Genomic DNA, 18,318 nt, shown 5'->3' with positions numbered 1-18,318 from the left:
GAAGTGACCTGCCATCCCCGAAGCGAATTGTTAGACTCAAAGCCATTCCAAAACGGAATCAGGCATATGGAATTCAAACAGCTGCGCAGCTTTGTCGAAGTCATGCATCAGGGCGGGTTTACCCAAGCGGCGAAAACCCTGCACATCAGCCAATCAGCGGTGAGCAAACAAGTCGCGCAACTGGAACAGAGCCTCGGTACGCCGCTGCTGGAACGCCTTGGTTCACAGTTGCGCCTCACCGCCGCCGGCAGCGTGGTCTTGCAACGGGCCGAAGGCATGCTGCGTTTACGCAACGAATTGCTGGTCGAACTGGACGATCTCAGCCATCTGGCCCGTGGCGAGTTGCGCCTCGGTCTGCCGCTGTTGGGCAGCGATGCTTTGTTCGCCGGATTATTTGCCGAATACCGTCGGCGCTACCCAAACATCAGCGTGCAATTGCTCGAGGGCGGCAGCCGCAACATCGAGCAAGCCGTGCTCAACGGGGAATTGGAATTGGGTGGCAGTTTGTTGCCGAAGGATCCGCAGTTCGACTGTCAGCCGTTTTGCGATGAGAAACTCGATGCGCTGCTGCCGATCGATCACCCGTTGGCGGATCGCGGCGAGATCGGATTGGAGGAGCTCGCCGATACGCCGTTCCTGCTTTATCAGCGCAGCTTCGTGCTCAACGATCGTTTGCTGCAGGCGTGCCAGCAAATGGGCTTCACACCGAAGGAAGGCGGGCGCAGCGGTCAGGCGGATTTTCTTGCGGCACTGGTGGCCGCCGGGCAAGGCGTGGTGTTGTTGCCCAGCGTGGTGGCGCGCGGGCTGGTGCGGCCAGGCGTGGTGCGCCTGACCTTGCGTGCGCCGGACTATCTGCGCTGGGACATCGCGTTTATCTGGCGTCAGGGCGCCTATTTGTCGAATGCCGCGCAGGCGTGGCTGGCACTCCTGCGCGAGCGGCCGATCAGCCCTTGAGCGCGTCGATCAACTGCGCCAGCCAAGGTTCGGCGTCGGTTTCCGGGGTCACGCTTTCGCTGGCGTCGATGCGCAGCATCTCCAGCATTTCACGCACACCCAGTTCGCCGAACAGTTCACGCATTTGCTCGCCGCCGCCGCAGAAAGTGTCGCCATAGCTGGCGTCGCCCAAGGCGATGACCGCGCCGGGCAAACCGCGCCACGCCGCTGGCAGTTGATCGCGAATGGTCGAATACAACGGTTGCAGGTTGTCCGGCAGCTCACCCATGCCGGTGGTCGAGGTCACCGCGAGGAACGCTTCCGGGCCGAACGCTTGAATGTCCGCCAGGCTGGCGCGCGAGTTGTAGAAGGTTTCAAAGCCAGCGGCTTTCAACAGGTTCTGGGCATGGCGGGCGACTTCTTCGGCGGTGCCGTAAACCGAACCGGAGAGGATGGCGACTTTCATCAATTTGATCCTGAAACTGAAAAAATGAGCGGCGATAGTAGCAGCCCGAGCCGCAACGCTGCGATTGGATCTCAACTGGCGATAATGGCCAGTAGACAGCGCTGACGGTTTATCTAGAATGCGAACCCTCGGCCATTCTGAACGGACTCACAGATGATCAACGCCAGCCTGCTGCAAATGGTGATCAACGCCTCGAACGATGGAATCGTGGTAGCGGAAAAGGAAGGCGATCAGGACACCATCCTGATTTACGTCAACCCCGCGTTCGAACAGCTGACCGGCTACAGCAGCGAAGAAATTCTCTATCAGGACTGCCGCTTTCTGCAGGCTGGAGACCGTGATCAAGCCAGTCTGGAGCGGGTTCGCGAGGTGCTGCGCAACAATGGATCGTGCCGGGAAATCCTGCGTAACTATCGCAAGGACGGCACACCGTTCTGGAACGAACTGTCGCTTTCAACGGTAAAAAGCGCTGACGACGGGCTGACTTATTTCGTCGGCGTGCAGAAAGATGTAACGATTCAGGTCAAGGCTCAGCAACGTGTTGCGCAACTCGAAGAGGAGGTCGCGACACTGAAAGCACAGCTGGCAGAACTGAAAGCGACGAACGGCGCAAACAAATCAGCGAACTAATTGTCATTAACTACAATCACCAATGACTTTGTAACTATATCTTTCGAGCTAGCCATGCAACGCGACGCCCTCCTCACTCAGGATGAGCTGGATTTCATCCAGACCATGCAGCACAACCCGCAACTCAATGTGCGGGATGCGACGTCGAGTCTGCTGGTTAATGGCGGTTCGCAGATCCGTGACTTGCTCACGCGCCTGGCCGCTCACGAACAAGTGACCATTCAGGCCAACTTCGAAAACCAACAGATGACTTTCCCGCTGCACCTGGTGGAAGACGAGTTCCACGCGCTGCATTTGCGCCTCGGTGTGCCGAGCATTTACGAAGACGGCCCGATGGTGCGGCCATGGCGCCTGGCGCTGGACGAGCCGGTGGCGCTGGAAAATGCCAATGGCCAACCGGGCACGTTGTGGGTTCATGAGGTGTCGCACAAAGGCGTGTTGCTGGAAGTGCGCAACAAGACCAAACCGCCGAAGCATTTCGCTCTGTGGTTCAGCCCTTCAGGCTATGAGCGAATTTCCCTGCGCGGCAATTTCGAGCGTGAGACTGACAAAGGTTTCTTCGCCTACGAACTGAGCCAGACCGATGCCGATGAAACCGAGCGCCTGCGCCAGTTCATTCTGCAACAACATCGCCTGACCCACCCTGCCCTGCACACCTGAGTCTCAGGTATCGAGTTTGCCCGCGAGAAATTGCGTCAGCCGCTGACGCATCGTCGCGCCTTCATTGCCCAGGCAACCGATTGACGATCCGGCCAGAGTTTCCTCTGCCAGATCCGCTGCATCCCCCGCCAGCAACACCTGACAATCCAGACTCAGTGCCAAACGATTCAAACGCCGTGGCAGCTCGGGGGCCGGTGCATGATTGGAAAACAGCACCAGCGCCTGTGGTTTGATCTTTTCGCAGACCAGCGTCAACTCATCGAATGGCTGACCGGTCGTCAATACCCGAACACCGGCGTCGCTGCTACTCAAAAACAGCGCGGCTACCAGCAATTCCAGTTCACGGCACTGACCGGCCAATGCGCTGACGAGAATCTTGCGGGGCTGCGTGGTGCGTAACGCGATGATTCGTTGCAGCACGCGGGTTCTGAGGTAGCCGTCGTAGAACAGCCATTCGCTGGTGTGTCCGAAGGCGTCCTGCCCCAGCAGCAATTGCCGCCACAGCGGCAGCAGGATGTCCTGAAAAACCACGGGCAGCGAATAAGAAGAAAAAATCTGGCCGTAGACTCGATCCAGTTCAAGATCGTCGAAGGCGCTGACCGCACGCTTTACCTGATGCTGCCACTGCTGGTAATCGGCCTGCACCTGATCATCGGAAATGATGTGCGCCAGTGCTTTTAGCGGTTCGGTCTTCGCGAGGATTTTGCCGACCTTGCTCACGGAGACGCCACGATCGATCCACTCGACAATGCGGCGAACGCGCTCGATTTCGGTCATTGAATACAGCCGATGCCCACTTTCGGTGCGCGTCGGTTCGATCAAACCGTAACGTCGCTCCCAGGCACGCAGCGTGACCGGGTTGACCCCGGTGAGTCGGGACACTTCACGAATGGGAAAGAGGTCTTCGCGCTCGAGCGCGTCAGACGCCCGTGAAACAGGGCTCAGCTCCGTGATGACAGGCATAGTGCGCTCAACGTCCTTGTAAAGTGATTGGATCCATTCTAGCTGCAATGCCCGCTAAAGGTAAAAGCGATGAACTGCGACGAAAGTCTCTGGTTAAATCGCAAAATTCAGGAATAATCCTTGCTTGGCAATAAACGCGGGCCTCTACCCCGGCGCGCGTCTGGCGAAACTCCTACCCGGAGTGCCGCGAACGAAATACGGAGATACACAATGTCTACTTCCCCCGTCACGCTGATGGTCGCGCGTCGCGTCGCCGATGGTCGCTATCAGGATTTGATCGCCTGGTTGCGCGAAGGCGAACAACTGGCCACCGACTTTCCCGGTTATCTCGGCTCTGGCGTGCTCGCTCCGCCGCCCGGTGATAACGAATTTCAAATCATTTTCCGCTTCGTCGATGAACAGACTTTGCATGCGTGGGAGCACTCCGCCTCGCGTACGGCATGGCTGGATCGGGGCAGCGATCTGTTTGCCCATCCGAAGGAACATCGCGTCAGCGGCATCGAAGGCTGGTTCGGCGCGGCCGGTCAGCGCCCGCCACGCTGGAAACAGGCGGTGGCGATCTGGCTGGCGTTCTTTCCGGTGTCGATGCTGTTCAACTTTGTGCTTGGCCCGTTGCTCGGCGAAATGAGTCTGTTGCCGCGGGTGTTTATCAGCACGCTGTGCCTGACGCCATTGATGGTTTATTTCTTTATTCCGCTGTCGACGCGATTACTGGCGAATTGGTTGAACAGCACGCCGGTTCGACGCGTGCCGGCCAAAACGTCTACGCAGCACCTTTAAAAGATCGCAGCCTTCGGCAGCTCCTACAGGGAGGCAAGCAGGCCAATGTAGGAGCTGCCGCAGGCTGCGATCTTTTCCGTCGTGTCGCTGTTATAGTTTTTGCTCCCACCGCGATGCGAGCCGTTCATGTCTACTTCCGCAGCCCCGATCCTCATCACCGGCGCCGGCCAGCGTGTCGGTCTGCACTGCGCGCAGCGTTTGCTTGAAGACGGTCATCGCGTCATCTTCACCTACCGCACCGAACGTCCCGACGTACAAACACTGCGCGATTTGGGCGCCATCAGCCTGTTCGCCGACTTCTCCAGCGAAGCCGGAATTTTCGCCTTCATCAGCGAACTGAAAAACCACACCGACAGCCTGCGCGCCATCGTGCACAACGCCTCCGAATGGCTCGCCGAAACCCCGGGCAGCGAGGCCGAAGCCTTCACGCGCATGATCAATCTACACATGCTCGCGCCCTACCTGATCAACCTGCACTGCGCCGATTTGTTGCAACGCTCGACACCCGCCGACATCATCCACATCAGCGACGATGTCACGCGCAAGGGCAGCAGCAAACACATCGGCTATTGCGCCAGCAAAGCCGGGCTCGACAGCCTGACGCTGTCCTTCGCCGCGCGCTATGCGCCAGCAATCAAGGTCAACGGCATCGCGCCGGCCCTGCTATTGTTCAATCCCGACGACGACGCGGCGTACCGCACCAAAGCGCTGGCCAAATCGGCGCTGGGCATCGAGCCCGGCAGCGAAGTGATCTATCAGAGCCTGCGCTATCTGCTCGACAACCCTTATGTCACCGGTACGACCCTGACCGTCAACGGCGGGCGGCACGTCAAATAACGCCTAGCTGCGAGGATGTCCATGAGCCTTTCCCTGCCCGAAAACTACCGTGAAATCCTCATCGGTCTCGGCGAAAATCCCGACCGCGAAGGGTTGCTCGACACCCCGGTGCGCGCGGCCAAAGCCATGCAATACCTGTGTCACGGTTACGATCAGAGCGTCGAGCAAATCGTCAACGGCGCGCTGTTTGCTTCGGACAGTGACGAGATGGTCATCGTCGCCGACATCGAGTTGTACTCGTTGTGCGAACATCACCTGCTGCCCTTCATCGGCAAGGCCCATGTGGCTTATATTCCGACGGGCAAGGTGCTGGGATTATCGAAGATCGCGCGGCTGGTCGACATGTTCGCCCGACGCCTGCAGATTCAGGAAAACCTCACCCGGCAAATCGCCGACGCGGTGCAACAGGTCACCGATGCCGCCGGCGTCGCCGTGGTCATCGAAGCCAAACACATGTGCATGATGATGCGCGGCGTGGAAAAACAGAATTCGACGATGAACACCTCGGTCATGCTCGGCGCCTTCCGCGAGTCGAGCAACACCCGTCAGGAGTTCCTGCAATTGATTGGACGGAGCAAGTAAATGCCACAACTTCAACCGGGAATGGCGCGCATCCGGGTCAAGGATCTGCGCTTGCGCACCTTTATCGGGATCAACGAGGACGAGATCCTCAACAAGCAGGATGTGCTGATCAACGTCACCATTCTGTATGCCGCGCAGGAAGCGGTGCGTGACAACGACATCGATCACGCGCTGAACTACCGCACGATCACCAAAGCGATCATCGCTCACGTCGAGGGCAACCGTTTTGCGCTGCTTGAACGCCTGACGCAGGAATTGCTCGATCTGGTGATGAGCAACGGTTCGGTGCTGTACGCCGAAGTCGAAGTCGACAAGCCGCATGCGCTGCGATTTGCCGAATCGGTATCGATCACCCTCGCGGCAAGCCGCTGAGCTTCAAGCTTCGGGCTGCAAGCGTTAAGCTACCGCCACCCACAATTCAAACTTGCAGCTTGAAGCTCGCCGCTTGAAGCTGTCTCGAAGAGACCTCCATGAACGAGCAACAACGCCTCGAACTCGAAGCCGCCGCCTTCCGCCGGCTGGTCGCCCATCTGGACAGCCGCAAGGACGTGCAGAACATCGACCTGATGAACCTCGCCGGGTTCTGCCGCAATTGCCTGTCGAAGTGGTACAAGGCCGAAGCCGACGAGCGCCAGATCGACGTCAGCCTCGATGACGCCCGCGAAGTGGTTTACGGCATGCCGTACACCGAGTGGAAAGCCCAATATCAGCAAGAAGCCAGCGCCGACCAGCAAGCGGCGTTCGCCAAAGGAAAAACCCATGAGTAACCTGAACACCCTGCGCGCCAGCCTGAAAAGCGGCGAGCACGCTTTCGCCGACACCCTGGCTTTTATTGCTGCCGGTTACGACTACCAGCCGCAAGCCTTCAACAACGGTGGCGTGGAAAACGCCGCCGGGCAGAACGAAGGTTCGTGCAAGACCTTGGGCCTGGCGCTGCTGGAAGGCCTGAGTGATGAAGAAGCGCTGCTGGCGTTTGGCGAGCATTATCGCTCGGTGGTGGCGACGCCTGAGGGCAGCGATCACGGCAATATCCGGGCGTTGATCAAGCATGGTCTGGCTGGCGTGAAGTTCACCGCACAGCCCCTGACCCGCCGCTGATCAAGATCAAAAGATCGCAGCCTTCGGCAGCTCCTACACCGTGATCGTTCCCACGCTCCGCGTGGGAACGCAGCCGGGGACGCTCCGCGTCCCATCGGACGCAGAGCGTCCATATGAGGCATTCCCACGCAGAGCGTGGGAACGATCATCACGTAGCTGAAACTCCGGACACAAAAAAACCGGCCAATCTGGCCGGTTTTTTTTGCCTGCGATCTTAGAACGATGCGTTCTGCAGACCGTCTAGGTAACGCTCGGTGTCCAGTGCCGCCATGCAGCCGGCGCCGGCCGAGGTGATGGCCTGACGGTAAACGTGGTCAGCCACGTCACCGGCAGCGAAGATGCCTTCGACGCTGGTCGCAGTCGCATTGCCTTCACGGCCGCCGTGCACCACCAGGTAACCGTCTTTCAGGGTCAACTGGCCTTCGAACAGCGAGGTGTTCGGGGTATGGCCGATGGCGATGAACACGCCGTCGACGGTGATTTCGTCGAAGCTGCCATCGTTGTTCTTCAGACGCGCACCGGTCACGCCCATGTTGTCGCCCAGGACTTCGTCGAGAGTGGCGTTCAACTTGAGGATGATCTTGCCTTCAGCGACGCGAGCGTTGAGCTTGTCGATCAGGATCTTCTCGGCGCGGAAGGTTTCGCGACGGTGAATCAGGGTCACGGTGCTGGCGATGTTGGCCAGGTACAGTGCTTCTTCAACTGCGGTGTTGCCGCCGCCGACCACAGCGACTGGCTTGTTGCGGTAGAAGAAACCGTCGCAGGTTGCGCAGGCCGAAACGCCTTTGCCCATGAACGCTTCTTCCGACGGCAGGCCCAGGTAACGAGCGCTGGCGCCGGTGGCGATGATCAGGGCGTCGCAGGTGTAAACCGCGCTGTCGCCGGTCAGGGTGTAAGGCTTGGCAGCGAAATCCACAGCGTTGATGTGATCGAAAACGATCTCGGTTTCAAAACGCTCGGCGTGCTCGCGCATGCGCTCCATCAGGGCTGGACCGGTCAGGCCGTGAACGTCGCCCGGCCAGTTGTCGACTTCGGTGGTGGTGGTCAGTTGACCGCCGGCCTGCATGCCGGTGATCAGCAGTGGCTTGAGGTTGGCACGGGCCGCGTATACCGCAGCGCTGTAACCGGCAGGGCCGGAACCGAGAATAATCACTCGCGAATGACGGACTTCAGACATGACCTGCTCCTGTTGACCGGGCCGAAAAAACTGGCACGGATCGCCGGACTGCCGGCGGAAATAAAAAAGGACCGTGGAAAACCTTGGGGAAGGCTTGAGCTCGACAGTCCTGTAAAAAGTTGGGTGCAGCGTATCGAGGGGGGCAAGATTAAGGAAATACGGATTAACAATCCAGCTCATAGGTGGTCTCTATGCCGACACACTGACGAGATGGACGTCTTTGTTACAGTGAATGTCGATCGCTCTACCGCGCTTTCGCCGCCGTTGCAAAGTCGGTAAGGTCGGCGCGTTTTCCCTTGCTCGGAGCACCTTATGCCCGCCCCTGTTCTGTCCGGCCCGCAATACCTGCGCGAAGGCCTCAAACTGGTTCTCAGCCCTGGCCTGCGCTTGTTCGTGTTGCTGCCGCTGGCGATCAACCTCGTGCTGTTCGTCGGATTGATCTATCTGGCCGGCCACCAGTTCAGCCTCTGGGTCGACACGCTGATGCCGTCGCTGCCGGAATGGCTGAGCTTCCTCAGCTACATCCTCTGGCCGCTGTTCGTCGTGCTGGTGGCGCTGATGGTGTTTTTCACGTTCACCATGCTCGCCAACGTGATCGCCGCACCGTTCAACGGTTTCCTCGCGGAAAAAGTCGAAGTGGTGGTGCGCGGCACCGATGACTTCCCGGCCTTCAGCTGGGGCGAACTGATCGAAATGGTACCGCGCACCCTCGCCCGGGAAATGCGCAAACTTGGCTACTTCCTGCCCCGCGCAATCGGCCTGTTCATCCTCTCGTTTATCCCGGTGGTGAACATCATCGCCGCGCCGCTGTGGCTGTTGTTCGGCGTGTGGATGATGGCGATCCAGTACATCGACTACCCGGCGGACAACCACAAACTCGGCTGGAACGAGATGCTCGCCTGGTTGCGGCAGAAGCGCTGGCAGAGCATGAGTTTTGGCGGGATCGTCTATCTGGTGCTGCTGATTCCAGTGGTGAACATTTTGATGATGCCGGCCGCCGTCGCCGGTGCGACGCTGTTCTGGGTGCGTGAGCGTGGCGCCGAGAACCTGGTGACTCAACGCTAACGCGGCGTCACAAATCCATCATCCGAACGTCACAACGACGACATGGCCTCAGCCGACACTGAGGTCATGACGACAGCTCTGCATATCACCCTCATCAGCGAAACCTTCCCACCGGAAATCAACGGCGTGGCCAATACCCTTGGCCGCTTGTGCGATGGACTGCGCGCGCGTGGGCATCAAGTGGATCTGGTGCGCCCGCGTCAGGCTGGCGATCCGCAGCGCAGCGATGACGACGCGCTGCTGTTGTGCCGAGGCTGGCCGCTGCCGGGCTATCCGGGGCTGCAATGGGGACAGTCGTCGATGCACAAATTGCTGCGCCGCTGGAAACGCCAGCGCCCGGATGTGCTGTACATCGCCACGGAAGGCCCGCTGGGTTTATCGGCTTTGCGCGCGGCGCGACGCCTGGGGATTTCGGTGGTCAGCGGCTTTCACACAAATTTTCAGCAATACACCAGTCAGTACGGCCTCGGCCTGCTGACGCGGATGCTCACGCATTATTTGCGCTGGTTTCACAATCGCTCGGCGATGACGCTGGTGCCCAGTCCCAGTCAACATCTGGAACTGGAGCGTCGGCATTTCGAGCGTTTGGCGTTGTTGTCGCGCGGTGTGGACAGCCAGTTGTTTCACCCGAGCAAACGCCTGAACGCCCTGCGTGAGCAATGGGGACTCGGCGAGCGCGACGTTGCCGTGATTCACGTAGGACGCCTCGCGCCGGAGAAAAACCTGGGCCTGCTCAAGCGCAGCTTCGAAGCAATGCGCAGCGCTTATCCACAGCGCAATCTGAAACTCATCGTGGTCGGCGACGGGCCGCAACGGTTGGCGCTGGAAAAGGAACTGCCTGAGGCGATTTTTTGCGGTGCCCAGCGTGGCGAAGCGTTGGCGGCGCACTATGCGTCGGGGGATGTGTTTTTGTTTCCGAGCCTGACCGAAACCTTTGGCAATGTGGTGCTGGAGGCGTTGGCGTCAGGGTTGGGGGTGGTGGCTTACGATCAGGCTGCGGCGGCGCAGCATATTCGCCATGGCTACAGCGGCGTGCTGGCGATGCCCGGGGACGAAGAGGCGTTTTGCGAGGCGGCGGTGTGGTTATTGGAAGAGGATGAGCGCTTGCGTTGCGTGCGCCTGAATGCGCGGCAGCATGCGAGTCGCCAGGGGTGGGCGGCGATTATCGAGCAGTTTGAGAGCCATTTGCGTGGGGCATGTTTGGGGGAGTTGGTGGTGCCTGGGGCTCAGACACTGCCCTGAATTGTTGTTGCCTTTGAAACCGCCTTCGCGAGCAAGCTTTGCTCCTACAAGACACGTGGCGAAATGCCGTTGAGCTTGTAGGAGCAAGGCTTGCCCGCGAAGAGGTCAGTGATAGCGCCGCTTAAACCAGCGACATCAACGCCTCACGGCTGAACGGCAAAATATCCTGCTCACGCCCTTCGCGGACTTTCAACGCCCAGTCCGGGTCAACCAGCAGCGCACGCCCCACCGCCACCAGATCGAATTCCTCTTTGTTCAGACGCTCCAGCAAGTTCTCCAGACTGGCCGGTTGCGCGACCTTGTCGGTGTTGACCATGAATTGCAGGAACTCGCCATCCAGACCAACGCTGCCAACGGTGATAGTCGGTTTGCCCGTCAGCTTTCGCGTCCAGCCAGCGAGGTTCAGGTCAGAGCCGTCGAACTCAGGTTCCCAGAAACGGCGCGTCGAGCAGTGGAAAATATCCACGCCAGCGTCGGACAACGGCTTGAGGAATTCACCCAGCGCTTCCGGGGTCTGCACCAGACGCGCGGTGTAATCCTGCTGCTTCCACTGCGAGAAGCGGAAGATGATCGGGAAGCCTTCGCCGACCGCAGCACGCACGGCTTGAATCAACTCGATGGCAAAACGCGAACGGTTGGCCAGGCTGCCGCCGTATTCGTCGGTGCGCTGGTTGCTGCCTTCCCAGAAGAACTGGTCGACCAGGTAACCGTGGGCGCCGTGGATTTCCACGCCGTCCATGCCGATGCTTTGTGCATCCTTGGCCGCTTGGGCGAACGCAGCGATCACGTCCTGAATGTCTTGTTTGGTCATGCCGTGCACCACGACTTGGCCGTCCTTGAGTTTTTCCGACGGGCCGTAACCCGGCACGCTGGCGTCCGGTTCGGTGCCGATGCGGCGCACGCTGCCCACGTGCCACAGTTGCGGAACGATCTTGCCGCCTTCAGCGTGAACGGCGTCGACGACTTTTTTCCAGCCAGCCAACGGCGCTTCACCGAAGAACTGCGGCACGTTCGGGTAACCGTTCGAGGCAACGTGGCCAACGGTGGTGCCTTCGGTGATGATCAAGCCAACACCGGCGGCCGCACGACGGCGGTAGTACTCGATGACTTTCGAATTGGGCACGCCACCCGGGGAGAAAGATCGGGTCATCGGCGCCATGACCACGCGGGTCGGCAGTTCGAGGGCACCGAGGTGGAACGGTTTGAACAAGGCTTGAACGGGCATCGAGAGGCTCCACAGAGATGGCTTTATGACGGCGATAATATGGAGAGCCGAAGCCTTTGAACAGCATTATTGATTTCGGTGATTAAGGATCAAAAGACGCAGAGCAAAAGATCGCAGCCTTCGGCAGCTCCTGCATGGGATTTTGAGGTCACCTGTAGGAGCTGCCGAAGGCTGCGATCTTTTGATCTTGCTTGATCAGCTCAGCGCTTTTTCAATCGCATGAACAATGGTCGGATCATCCGGCGCCGTACGCGGCGAAAACCGCGCCAACACCCGGCCGTCCTTGCCGAGCAGAAACTTCTCGAAATTCCAGGTGATGTCACCGGGAAACTCCGCGCCCTCGCCCGCCAGCAGACGGTAGAGCTGATGCCGTTCGTGACCGTTGACTTCGAGCTTGCTCGACAACGGAAACGTCACGCCATAGTTGAGGCTGCAGAAATCCTGAATGTCCTTTTCAGAACCGGGTTCCTGACCGGCAAACTGGTTGCACGGCAGGCCCAGCACGCTGAAGCCTTTGCCTTTGAACTGCTGATAGAGGTTTTCCAGCGCCGCATACTGGGGGGTCAAGCCGCATTTGGAGGCGACGTTGACCACCAGCACGACTTGGCCCTTGAAAGGCGCCAGCGGTAGCTCCTGACCATCCAGGGCTGTCAACTTAAGGTCGTGAAAAGCACTCATGACGAACTCCAAGATTCCCGTGTTCTACTCGAAACAGCCACTTGGCGAGACCACCAAGGACAGCCGCGGACTAAAAAGGCGCCCGCAGGCGCCTCTCCAGTACTCGAAGCTTAGCGCAGAAATCAGTGGTGATGGCCACCTTCGCCATGGACGTGACCATGAGCGATTTCTTCCTGGCTGGCATCACGGATGTCAACGATCTTCACTTTGAAGTTCAGACGCTGGCCGGCCAACGGGTGGTTGCCGTCAACGGTCACGTCGTCGCCGTCGAGGTCACGGATGGTGACGATTTGCATCTGGCCGTCCGGCGCCGAAGCGTGGAACTGCATGCCGACTTCCAGCTCGTCAACGCCTTCGAACATGCTGCGGCTCAAGGTGCTGACCAGCTCAGCGGCGTATTCGCCGTAAGCGTCTTCCGGTTCAACGGAAACGTCCAGCTCGTCACCAACGGTTTTGCCTTCCAGAGCTTTTTCCAGGCCCGGGATGATGTTGCCTGCGCCTTGCAGGTAGACCAGCGGAGCGCCGCCGGCGGAGCTGTCGATGACCTCACCAGCGTCGTTGGTCAGGGTATAGTCGATGGAGACAGCCTTATTGGCGGCGATCAGCATGGGGCGAGACCTTTTGCATAAGAATATAGAAAGGCCAAGTTTAGCGAAGCAATCGCGCGAAAGCGAACACAACCCGGACAAACGGGTTTCAACGATCACAGGCTTCCATCAAGACGAAGAGGGCCATTGGGTGGCCGAGCTTTCCTGTGGCCACACCCAGCACCTGCGCCATCAGCCGCCATGGCAAACCCGCGCGTGGGTACTCGACCCGGCGCAACGTATTGAAAAAATAGGTCAACCCTTTGCCTGCGGTTGGTGCGCACAAGGCTCGGTTAGCGATAACCTTGGCGACTGAATTTCGGTAGTCAGCCAGACATAAGCTGACACCATTGCCATGCAACTTTAGAGAATTCGCATGCAAACTTTTTTTATCGCACCCACCGATTTTGGTGTGGGTCTGACCTCCATCAGCCTCGGGCTGGTGCGCACGCTGGAGCGAGCGGGCCTGAAAGTCGGGTTCTTCAAACCGATTGCGCAGCCGCACCCGGGCGACACCGGCCCTGAGCGTTCCACCGAACTGGTGGCGCGCACCCACGGCCTGAAACCGCCGCAACCGCTGGGCCTCGCTCACGTTGAGCGGATGCTCGGCGACGGTCAGCTCGATGAGTTGCTCGAAGAAATCATCACCCTTTACCAGCAAGCCGCCATCGGCAAAGACGTGCTGGTGGTCGAAGGCATGGTGCCGACCCGTAGCGCCAGTTACGCCGCACGGGTCAATTTGCATTTGGCCAAGAGCCTCGACGCCGAAGTGATTCTGGTCTCCGCGCCGGAAAACGAAGTGCTCGCCGAACTCTCCGGGCGCGTCGAACTGCAGGCGCAATTGTTCGGTGGCCCAAAAGATCCGAAAGTCCTCGGCGTGATCCTCAACAAGGTCAAAACCGACGAAAGCATGGACGCCTTCGCCGCGCGTCTGAAGGAGCATTCGCCGTTGCTGCGCAGCGGTGATTTCCGCTTGCTCGGCTGCATTCCGTATCAGCCAGAACTCAACGCGCCGCGCACTCGCGACGTTGCCGATCTGATGGGCGCGCAGGTACTCAACGCCGGTGATTACGAAACCCGGCGGATGACCAAAATCATCATTTGCGCGCGTACCATGCGCAACACCGTCGAGCTGCTCAAGCCCGGCGTACTGGTGGTGACCCCGGGCGATCGCGACGACATCATCCTCGCCGTCAGCCTCGCCGCGATCAACGGTGTGCCGCTGGCCGGGCTGTTGCTGACCAGCGACACCCTGCCCGATTCGCGCATCATGGACCTCTGCCGTGGCGCGTTGCAGGCCGGTTTGCCGGTGTTGTCGGTGAGCACTGGCTCCTACGACACCGCCAACCTGCTCAACGGTTTGAACAAGGAAATCCCCATTGATGACCGCGAGCGTGCGGAGATCATCACTGACTTCGTCGCCAGCCACCTCGACGCCAAATGGCTGCACCAGCGCTGCGGCACGCCTCGGGAAATGCGCCTGTCGCCAGCGGTGTTCCGTTATCAATTGATTCAGCGTGCGCAGGCAGCGAACAAGCGCATCGTCCTGCCTGAAGGCAGCGAGCCGTTCACTGTGCAAGCGGCGGCGATCTGTCAGGAACGCGGGATCGCCCGTTGCGTGTTGCTGGCGAAACCGGAAGACGTCGAAGCCGTCGCCCGCGCCCAAGGCATCACATTGCCGCCGGGGCTGGAGATTCTTGATCCGGATCTGATCCGCGAACGCTACGTCGAGCCGATGGTGGCCCTGCGCAAAACCAAAAGCCTTAATGCGCCGATGGCCGAACAGCAACTGGAAGACACCGTGGTGATCGGCACAATGATGTTGGCGCTGGATGAAGTCGACGGCTTGGTCTCGGGCGTGATCAACACCACCGCCAACACCATCCGCCCTGCCTTGCAGCTGATCAAAACGGCACCGGGCTGCACGCTGGTGTCGTCGGTGTTCTTCATGCTCTTCCCGGAGGAAGTGCTGGTCTACGGTGACTGCGTGATGAACCCGCACCCGAGCGCGACCGAACTGGCCGAGATCGCTCTGCAGAGTGCCGATTCGGCTGCCGCGTTCGGCATCACCCCGCGCGTGGCGATGATCAGTTACTCCAGCGGCGAATCGGCCACTGGCGAAGAAGTCGAGAAAGTCCGCGAGGCCACCCTGCTCGCCCACGAACAACAGCACTCGCTGCTGATCGACGGCCCGCTGCAATACGACGCCGCGGCCAACGCAGAAGTCGCCCGGCAACTGGCGCCGAACAGTCAGGTCGCCGGTCGCGCCACGGTGTTCGTCTTCCCGGATCTGAACACCGGCAACACCACGCATAAAGCGGTGCAACGCAGCGCCGATTGCGTCAGCCTCGGGCCGATGCTGCAAGGCCTGCGCAAACCGGTGAACGACTTGCCGCGCGGCGCGCAAGTCGATGACATCGTCTACACCATCGCCCTCACCGCGATTCAAGCCGCCAACCGACCTATGGATGTGTAAATGCTGGATTTTCTACCTGCACCCGTGCGCGGTGTGATCGCTTCGCTGCTGTTGGCCCTCAACACGATTCTGCTCTGCTCGTTTCTGTTTTGCGTGGCGCTGGTCAAGGCGTTGCCGTTTGCCTTCACTCAACGCATCGCCGGTTGGCTGATGAGCCACACCCATGAAGCGTGGATCAGCAACAACAAAGGCTGGATGAACCTGGTGCGCCGCACGCGCTGGCACCTCAGAGGCTTGCAAGGCCTCGACTATCAGCACTCGTATCTGATCACCAGCAACCACCAGAGCTGGGTCGATATTCTGGTGCTGCAATACGTGCTCAACCGCCGGATTCAGCCGCTGAAATTCTTCCTCAAGCAGGAGCTGATCTGGGTGCCGGTGATTGGTCTGGCGTGGTGGGCGCTGGGCTTTCCATTCATGAAGCGCTACTCCAAGGCGTACCTGGCCAAGCACCCGGAGAAGAAAGGCAAAGACCTGGAAACCACGCGTAAGACTTGCGCGAAGTTTCGCCATAACCCGGTGGGGATTTTCAACTTCGTCGAAGGCACGCGGTTTACCGACGGCAAGCATGCGCAGCAGCAATCGCCGTTCAAGTATTTACTCAAGCCGAAGGCTGGCGGGATTGCCTTTGTGCTGGATGCGATGGGCGAGCAGTTGGAGTCGATCGTCAACGTGACCATTCATTACCCCGCCGGGCGTCCGGGGTTCTGGGACTTGCTGTGCGGCAATGTGCGCGATGTGGTGGTGCACTTTGAAGAGCTGAAGATTCCACAGCAGTTCATCGGCAAGAATTACGATCAGGATGGTGAGTATCGCTTGCAGTTTCAGGGCTGGATCAATCAGCTGTGGCTGGACAAGGATGCGCTGCTCGAACAAATGCACCGCGAATATCCAAAGCATTAAGATCAAAAGATCGCAGCCTTCGGCAGCTCCTACATGGATTGATGCAGGAGCTGCCGAAGGCTGCGATCTTTTGACTTTTAAAGGTCACAAAAAAGCCCGCCGATGATCACTCATCGGCGGGCTTTTTCTTGCAGCTTGAAGCTAGAAGCTTGTCGCTGCTTTATTGCTTAGATCGCGCCACGCTGACGCAGCAGATCCAGCACTTGCTTGACGCTTTCTTCCAGACTCAGCGTCTGCGTGTCGATCACCAGATCGGCATTCAGCGGCACGTCGTACGGGAAGGATTCGCCCGGGATGTTGTCGCCACCGGCGGCATACAGACCTTGCGGATCACGCTCGGCGCACACGGCCGGCGAGGCCTGTACGTAGACCGTCAGCAGACGATCCTTGCCGATCAGATCCTTGGCCTGCTCGCGACCTTCAGCGCTTGGCGCCACGAACGAGGCCAGGGTCAGCAGACCCGCTTCGTTGAACTGACGCGCCACGTGTGCGGCACGACGCCAGTTCTCGGTGCGACCGGCGCGATCCTGTGGCAGACCTTTGTTGAGATCCTGACGCAGGTTCTGCCCATCCAGCACAAACACCGCACGGCCCATGTCGAACAGCTTGCGCTCGACCGCATAAGCCAGCGTGCTTTTGCCCGCGCCCGACAGACCGCTGAACAGCACGGTGGCCGGTTGCTGGCCGAAACGCTGAGCACGTTCCTCAGTCGCAACATGCGCCAGTTTGCCGTGGTGCGTGGCAGTGCCATGCGTCACAGGCTGCGCGACGATCATGCCGGCGCCGACGGTGCCGTTGGTCAAGCGGTCGATGATGATGAACGCGCCGGTAGTGCGGTTGCTTTCGTAACCGTCGAGGGCGATTGGCGCATCAAGCGCAATCTTCACCTTGCCGATTTCGTTGAGCTGCAACGCGCTCGCCGGGCCTTCTTCCAGGGTGTTCACGTCAACCTTGTTAACGATGCTGGCAATCGAGCCCGGCACATAACTGGTAGCGCGTTTGATGTCGTATTTCTTGCCCGGCAGCATCGGCTCTTCAGCCATCCACACCAGCATCGCTTCGAAGCTGTCGGTGACTGGCGGCACGTTGTCGGCATGCACCAACAGGTCGCCACGGGAGATGTCGATTTCGTCTTCCATGGTCAGCGTCACTGCCTGACCTGGACCGGCGTGTTCCAGCTCACCTTCGAAGGTGACGATGGATTTCACGCGGCTGCTCTTGCCCGACGGCAGCACCACGACTTCGTCACCCTTGTGCACGATGCCGCTGGCCAGCGTGCCGGCGAAACCACGGAAGTTCAGGTTCGGACGGTTGACGTACTGCACCGGGAAACGCAGATCGGTGAAGTTGCGGTCGCCCGCGACTTCCACGGTCTCAAGAATTTCCATCAGCGACTGGCCTTTGTACCAAGGCGAGCGCTCGGACTTGTTGACCACGTTGTCGCCCTTGAGGGCAGACATCGGCACGAAATGCATGCTGGTCGGCTTCATCTTCAAGCCTTCGGCGAACTTCAGGTAGTCGGCCTTGATCGACTCGAACACGCCTTCGTCGAAGCCCTTCAAGTCCATCTTGTTGATGGCGACGACGATGTGTTTGATCCCCAACAGGGAAGCAATGAAGCTGTGGCGACGGGTCTGGGTCTGCACGCCGTAACGCGCGTCGACCAGGATGATCGCCAGGTCACAGGTGGAGGCACCAGTGGCCATGTTGCGGGTGTACTGCTCATGGCCGGGGGTGTCGGCGATGATGAATTTGCGTTTCGCGGTGGAGAAATAACGGTAAGCAACATCAATGGTGATGCCCTGCTCACGCTCGGCCTGCAGGCCGTCAACCAGCAATGCCAGGTCGATGTCATCACCGGTGGTGCCGACTTTCTTCGAATCGCGGGTAATCGCTTCCAGATGATCTTCGTAGATCATTTTCGAGTCGTGCAGCAGGCGCCCGATCAGGGTGCTCTTGCCGTCATCGACGTTACCGCAAGTCAAAAAGCGCAGCAGCTCTTTACGTTCGTGCTGG

General features: G+C 59.4%; 21 protein-coding genes. 14 read left to right on the top strand and 7 right to left on the bottom strand.

The features are described 5' to 3' along the window. Nucleotides 1–66 precede the first annotated feature (66 nt). On the top strand, nucleotides 67–954 hold the full coding sequence (locus ACIP66_RS10860; protein ID WP_400647857.1) for a LysR family transcriptional regulator: 888 nt from the start codon (nucleotides 67–69) through the stop codon (nucleotides 952–954). Here the strand turns inward: ACIP66_RS10860 and ACIP66_RS10855 are convergent. Continuing rightward, entirely contained in the window at nucleotides 944–1,399 is a 456-nt protein-coding gene (locus ACIP66_RS10855; RefSeq protein WP_400647855.1) for a flavodoxin, read from the bottom strand. The genes ACIP66_RS10860 and ACIP66_RS10855 overlap by 11 nt on opposite strands. A 153-nt stretch (nucleotides 1,400–1,552) precedes the next feature. Here ACIP66_RS10855 and ACIP66_RS10850 point away from each other — a divergent pair, with 153 nt between their 5' ends. Together ACIP66_RS10850 and ACIP66_RS10845 are read left to right on the top strand one after the other, a co-directional pair. Further along, the gene (locus ACIP66_RS10850) at nucleotides 1,553–2,029 is read left to right on the top strand and encodes a PAS domain-containing protein (RefSeq protein ID WP_400647852.1); all 477 of its coding nucleotides are present in this window, start codon (nucleotides 1,553–1,555) and stop codon (nucleotides 2,027–2,029) included. A gap of 54 nt (nucleotides 2,030–2,083) precedes the next feature. After that, nucleotides 2,084–2,689 carry a hypothetical protein gene (locus tag ACIP66_RS10845; protein ID WP_053117187.1) on the top strand — a complete coding sequence of 202 codons (606 nt, stop codon included), beginning with the start codon at nucleotides 2,084–2,086 and terminating at the stop codon, nucleotides 2,687–2,689. 3 nt (nucleotides 2,690–2,692) lie between these two features. Here ACIP66_RS10845 and ACIP66_RS10840 read toward each other — a convergent pair whose 3' ends face one another. Then, nucleotides 2,693–3,652, bottom strand: coding sequence for a MerR family transcriptional regulator (locus ACIP66_RS10840; protein WP_400647849.1), 960 nt, complete (start codon nucleotides 3,650–3,652; stop codon nucleotides 2,693–2,695). Nucleotides 3,653–3,862: 210 nt separating this feature from the next. Between ACIP66_RS10840 and ACIP66_RS10835 the strand changes: the two genes are divergently transcribed. The 6 genes from ACIP66_RS10835 to ACIP66_RS10810 all read left to right on the top strand — a co-directional run bounded on the left by ACIP66_RS10835 (nucleotide 3,863) and on the right by ACIP66_RS10810 (nucleotide 6,949). Next, nucleotides 3,863–4,432 carry an antibiotic biosynthesis monooxygenase gene (locus ACIP66_RS10835; protein ID WP_400647846.1) on the top strand — a complete coding sequence of 190 codons (570 nt, stop codon included), beginning with the start codon at nucleotides 3,863–3,865 and terminating at the stop codon, nucleotides 4,430–4,432. A 126-nt stretch (nucleotides 4,433–4,558) separates the two neighbouring features. Continuing rightward, entirely contained in the window at nucleotides 4,559–5,269 is a 711-nt protein-coding gene (folM, locus tag ACIP66_RS10830; protein WP_400647843.1) for a dihydromonapterin reductase, read from the top strand. A 21-nt stretch (nucleotides 5,270–5,290) separates the two neighbouring features. After that, a complete protein-coding gene (gene folE / locus ACIP66_RS10825; protein WP_053117179.1) occupies nucleotides 5,291–5,851 on the top strand; it encodes a GTP cyclohydrolase I FolE in 561 nt (186 codons plus the stop codon). Next, nucleotides 5,852–6,223 carry a dihydroneopterin triphosphate 2'-epimerase gene (gene folX, locus ACIP66_RS10820; protein ID WP_053117178.1) on the top strand — a complete coding sequence of 124 codons (372 nt, stop codon included), beginning with the start codon at nucleotides 5,852–5,854 and terminating at the stop codon, nucleotides 6,221–6,223. It abuts the gene before it with no gap. 98 nt (nucleotides 6,224–6,321) lie between these two features. Continuing rightward, a complete protein-coding gene (locus tag ACIP66_RS10815) occupies nucleotides 6,322–6,618 on the top strand; it encodes a DUF1244 domain-containing protein (protein ID WP_400647839.1) in 297 nt (98 codons plus the stop codon). Continuing rightward, nucleotides 6,611–6,949: a HopJ type III effector protein gene (locus ACIP66_RS10810; protein WP_400647836.1), complete on the top strand. Its 339-nt coding sequence runs from the start codon at nucleotides 6,611–6,613 to the stop codon at nucleotides 6,947–6,949. The genes ACIP66_RS10815 and ACIP66_RS10810 overlap by 8 nt, the downstream gene beginning before the upstream one ends. A gap of 214 nt (nucleotides 6,950–7,163) precedes the next feature. Here ACIP66_RS10810 and trxB read toward each other — a convergent pair whose 3' ends face one another. Further along, nucleotides 7,164–8,126: a thioredoxin-disulfide reductase gene (gene trxB, locus ACIP66_RS10805; RefSeq protein ID WP_053117174.1), complete on the bottom strand. Its 963-nt coding sequence runs from the start codon at nucleotides 8,124–8,126 to the stop codon at nucleotides 7,164–7,166. Between the two features lie 312 nt (nucleotides 8,127–8,438). On the opposite strand from trxB, the gene cysZ reads away from it, so the two are divergent. After that, entirely contained in the window at nucleotides 8,439–9,191 is a 753-nt protein-coding gene (gene cysZ / locus ACIP66_RS10800) for a sulfate transporter CysZ (protein WP_159812166.1), read from the top strand. A gap of 42 nt (nucleotides 9,192–9,233) precedes the next feature. Continuing rightward, on the top strand, nucleotides 9,234–10,433 hold the full coding sequence (locus ACIP66_RS10795; protein WP_400647832.1) for a glycosyltransferase family 4 protein: 1,200 nt from the start codon (nucleotides 9,234–9,236) through the stop codon (nucleotides 10,431–10,433). Between the two features lie 121 nt (nucleotides 10,434–10,554). Here the strand turns inward: ACIP66_RS10795 and ACIP66_RS10790 are convergent, their stop codons facing one another. The 3 genes from ACIP66_RS10790 to ACIP66_RS10780 form a co-directional block, all read right to left on the bottom strand. After that, nucleotides 10,555–11,658, bottom strand: coding sequence for an NADH:flavin oxidoreductase (locus ACIP66_RS10790; protein ID WP_282355775.1), 1,104 nt, complete (start codon nucleotides 11,656–11,658; stop codon nucleotides 10,555–10,557). A 195-nt stretch (nucleotides 11,659–11,853) separates the two neighbouring features. Continuing rightward, on the bottom strand, nucleotides 11,854–12,336 hold the full coding sequence (locus ACIP66_RS10785) for a glutathione peroxidase (RefSeq protein WP_053117143.1): 483 nt from the start codon (nucleotides 12,334–12,336) through the stop codon (nucleotides 11,854–11,856). A gap of 122 nt (nucleotides 12,337–12,458) precedes the next feature. Beyond that, complete coding sequence (locus ACIP66_RS10780; RefSeq protein ID WP_053117141.1) at nucleotides 12,459–12,944, bottom strand: peptidylprolyl isomerase; 486 nt, start codon at nucleotides 12,942–12,944, stop codon at nucleotides 12,459–12,461. Here ACIP66_RS10780 and ACIP66_RS10775 point away from each other — a divergent pair. Genes ACIP66_RS10775 through ACIP66_RS10765 form a run of 3 tightly spaced genes read left to right on the top strand, consistent with a single transcriptional unit; the run spans nucleotide 12,913 to nucleotide 16,302 of the window. Further along, nucleotides 12,913–13,239, top strand: coding sequence for a DUF3565 domain-containing protein (locus ACIP66_RS10775; protein ID WP_082341397.1), 327 nt, complete (start codon nucleotides 12,913–12,915; stop codon nucleotides 13,237–13,239). The two genes, ACIP66_RS10780 and ACIP66_RS10775, sit on opposite strands and share 32 nt — an antisense overlap. A 60-nt stretch (nucleotides 13,240–13,299) precedes the next feature. Continuing rightward, on the top strand, nucleotides 13,300–15,399 hold the full coding sequence (gene pta / locus ACIP66_RS10770; RefSeq protein ID WP_400647827.1) for a phosphate acetyltransferase: 2,100 nt from the start codon (nucleotides 13,300–13,302) through the stop codon (nucleotides 15,397–15,399). After that, nucleotides 15,400–16,302, top strand: a complete 903-nt coding sequence (locus ACIP66_RS10765) for an acyltransferase (RefSeq protein WP_400647824.1) — start codon at nucleotides 15,400–15,402, stop codon at nucleotides 16,300–16,302. It begins immediately after the preceding gene. 167 nt (nucleotides 16,303–16,469) lie between these two features. Here ACIP66_RS10765 and cysN read toward each other — a convergent pair. Further along, nucleotides 16,470–18,318 (bottom strand): sulfate adenylyltransferase subunit CysN (gene cysN, locus ACIP66_RS10760; protein ID WP_400647821.1); only part of this gene is annotated, 1,849 nt, incomplete at its 5' end.

It is taken from the genome of Pseudomonas sp. NPDC088429 (assembly GCF_044753305.1).
In the GTDB taxonomy this organism is placed as follows: Bacteria; Pseudomonadota; Gammaproteobacteria; order Pseudomonadales; family Pseudomonadaceae; genus Aquipseudomonas; species Aquipseudomonas rustica.
This window is presented reverse-complemented; position numbering and strand designations above follow the sequence as displayed.

What these genes read in the sequence shown, in the direction of transcription:
- ACIP66_RS10795 (WP_400647832.1), top strand. Translation starts at nt 9,234, where the DNA reads ATGGCCTCAGCCGACACTGAGGTCATGACGACAGCTCTGCATATCACC.
- cysZ (WP_159812166.1), top strand. Translation starts at nt 8,439, where the DNA reads ATGCCCGCCCCTGTTCTGTCCGGCCCGCAATACCTGCGCGAAGGCCTC.
- ACIP66_RS10860 (WP_400647857.1), top strand. Translation starts at nt 67, where the DNA reads ATGGAATTCAAACAGCTGCGCAGCTTTGTCGAAGTCATGCATCAGGGC.
- ACIP66_RS10845 (WP_053117187.1), top strand. Translation starts at nt 2,084, where the DNA reads ATGCAACGCGACGCCCTCCTCACTCAGGATGAGCTGGATTTCATCCAG.
- ACIP66_RS10850 (WP_400647852.1), top strand. Translation starts at nt 1,553, where the DNA reads ATGATCAACGCCAGCCTGCTGCAAATGGTGATCAACGCCTCGAACGAT.
- pta (WP_400647827.1), top strand. Translation starts at nt 13,300, where the DNA reads ATGCAAACTTTTTTTATCGCACCCACCGATTTTGGTGTGGGTCTGACC.
- ACIP66_RS10835 (WP_400647846.1), top strand. Translation starts at nt 3,863, where the DNA reads ATGTCTACTTCCCCCGTCACGCTGATGGTCGCGCGTCGCGTCGCCGAT.
- ACIP66_RS10765 (WP_400647824.1), top strand. Translation starts at nt 15,400, where the DNA reads ATGCTGGATTTTCTACCTGCACCCGTGCGCGGTGTGATCGCTTCGCTG.
- ACIP66_RS10780 (WP_053117141.1), bottom strand. Translation starts at nt 12,944, where the DNA reads ATGCTGATCGCCGCCAATAAGGCTGTCTCCATCGACTATACCCTGACC.
- folX (WP_053117178.1), top strand. Translation starts at nt 5,852, where the DNA reads ATGCCACAACTTCAACCGGGAATGGCGCGCATCCGGGTCAAGGATCTG.
- folM (WP_400647843.1), top strand. Translation starts at nt 4,559, where the DNA reads ATGTCTACTTCCGCAGCCCCGATCCTCATCACCGGCGCCGGCCAGCGT.
- ACIP66_RS10790 (WP_282355775.1), bottom strand. Translation starts at nt 11,658, where the DNA reads ATGCCCGTTCAAGCCTTGTTCAAACCGTTCCACCTCGGTGCCCTCGAA.
- ACIP66_RS10785 (WP_053117143.1), bottom strand. Translation starts at nt 12,336, where the DNA reads ATGAGTGCTTTTCACGACCTTAAGTTGACAGCCCTGGATGGTCAGGAG.
- ACIP66_RS10840 (WP_400647849.1), bottom strand. Translation starts at nt 3,652, where the DNA reads ATGCCTGTCATCACGGAGCTGAGCCCTGTTTCACGGGCGTCTGACGCG.
- trxB (WP_053117174.1), bottom strand. Translation starts at nt 8,126, where the DNA reads ATGTCTGAAGTCCGTCATTCGCGAGTGATTATTCTCGGTTCCGGCCCT.
- folE (WP_053117179.1), top strand. Translation starts at nt 5,291, where the DNA reads ATGAGCCTTTCCCTGCCCGAAAACTACCGTGAAATCCTCATCGGTCTC.
- ACIP66_RS10810 (WP_400647836.1), top strand. Translation starts at nt 6,611, where the DNA reads ATGAGTAACCTGAACACCCTGCGCGCCAGCCTGAAAAGCGGCGAGCAC.
- ACIP66_RS10855 (WP_400647855.1), bottom strand. Translation starts at nt 1,399, where the DNA reads ATGAAAGTCGCCATCCTCTCCGGTTCGGTTTACGGCACCGCCGAAGAA.
- ACIP66_RS10775 (WP_082341397.1), top strand. Translation starts at nt 12,913, where the DNA reads ATGGAGACAGCCTTATTGGCGGCGATCAGCATGGGGCGAGACCTTTTG.
- ACIP66_RS10815 (WP_400647839.1), top strand. Translation starts at nt 6,322, where the DNA reads ATGAACGAGCAACAACGCCTCGAACTCGAAGCCGCCGCCTTCCGCCGG.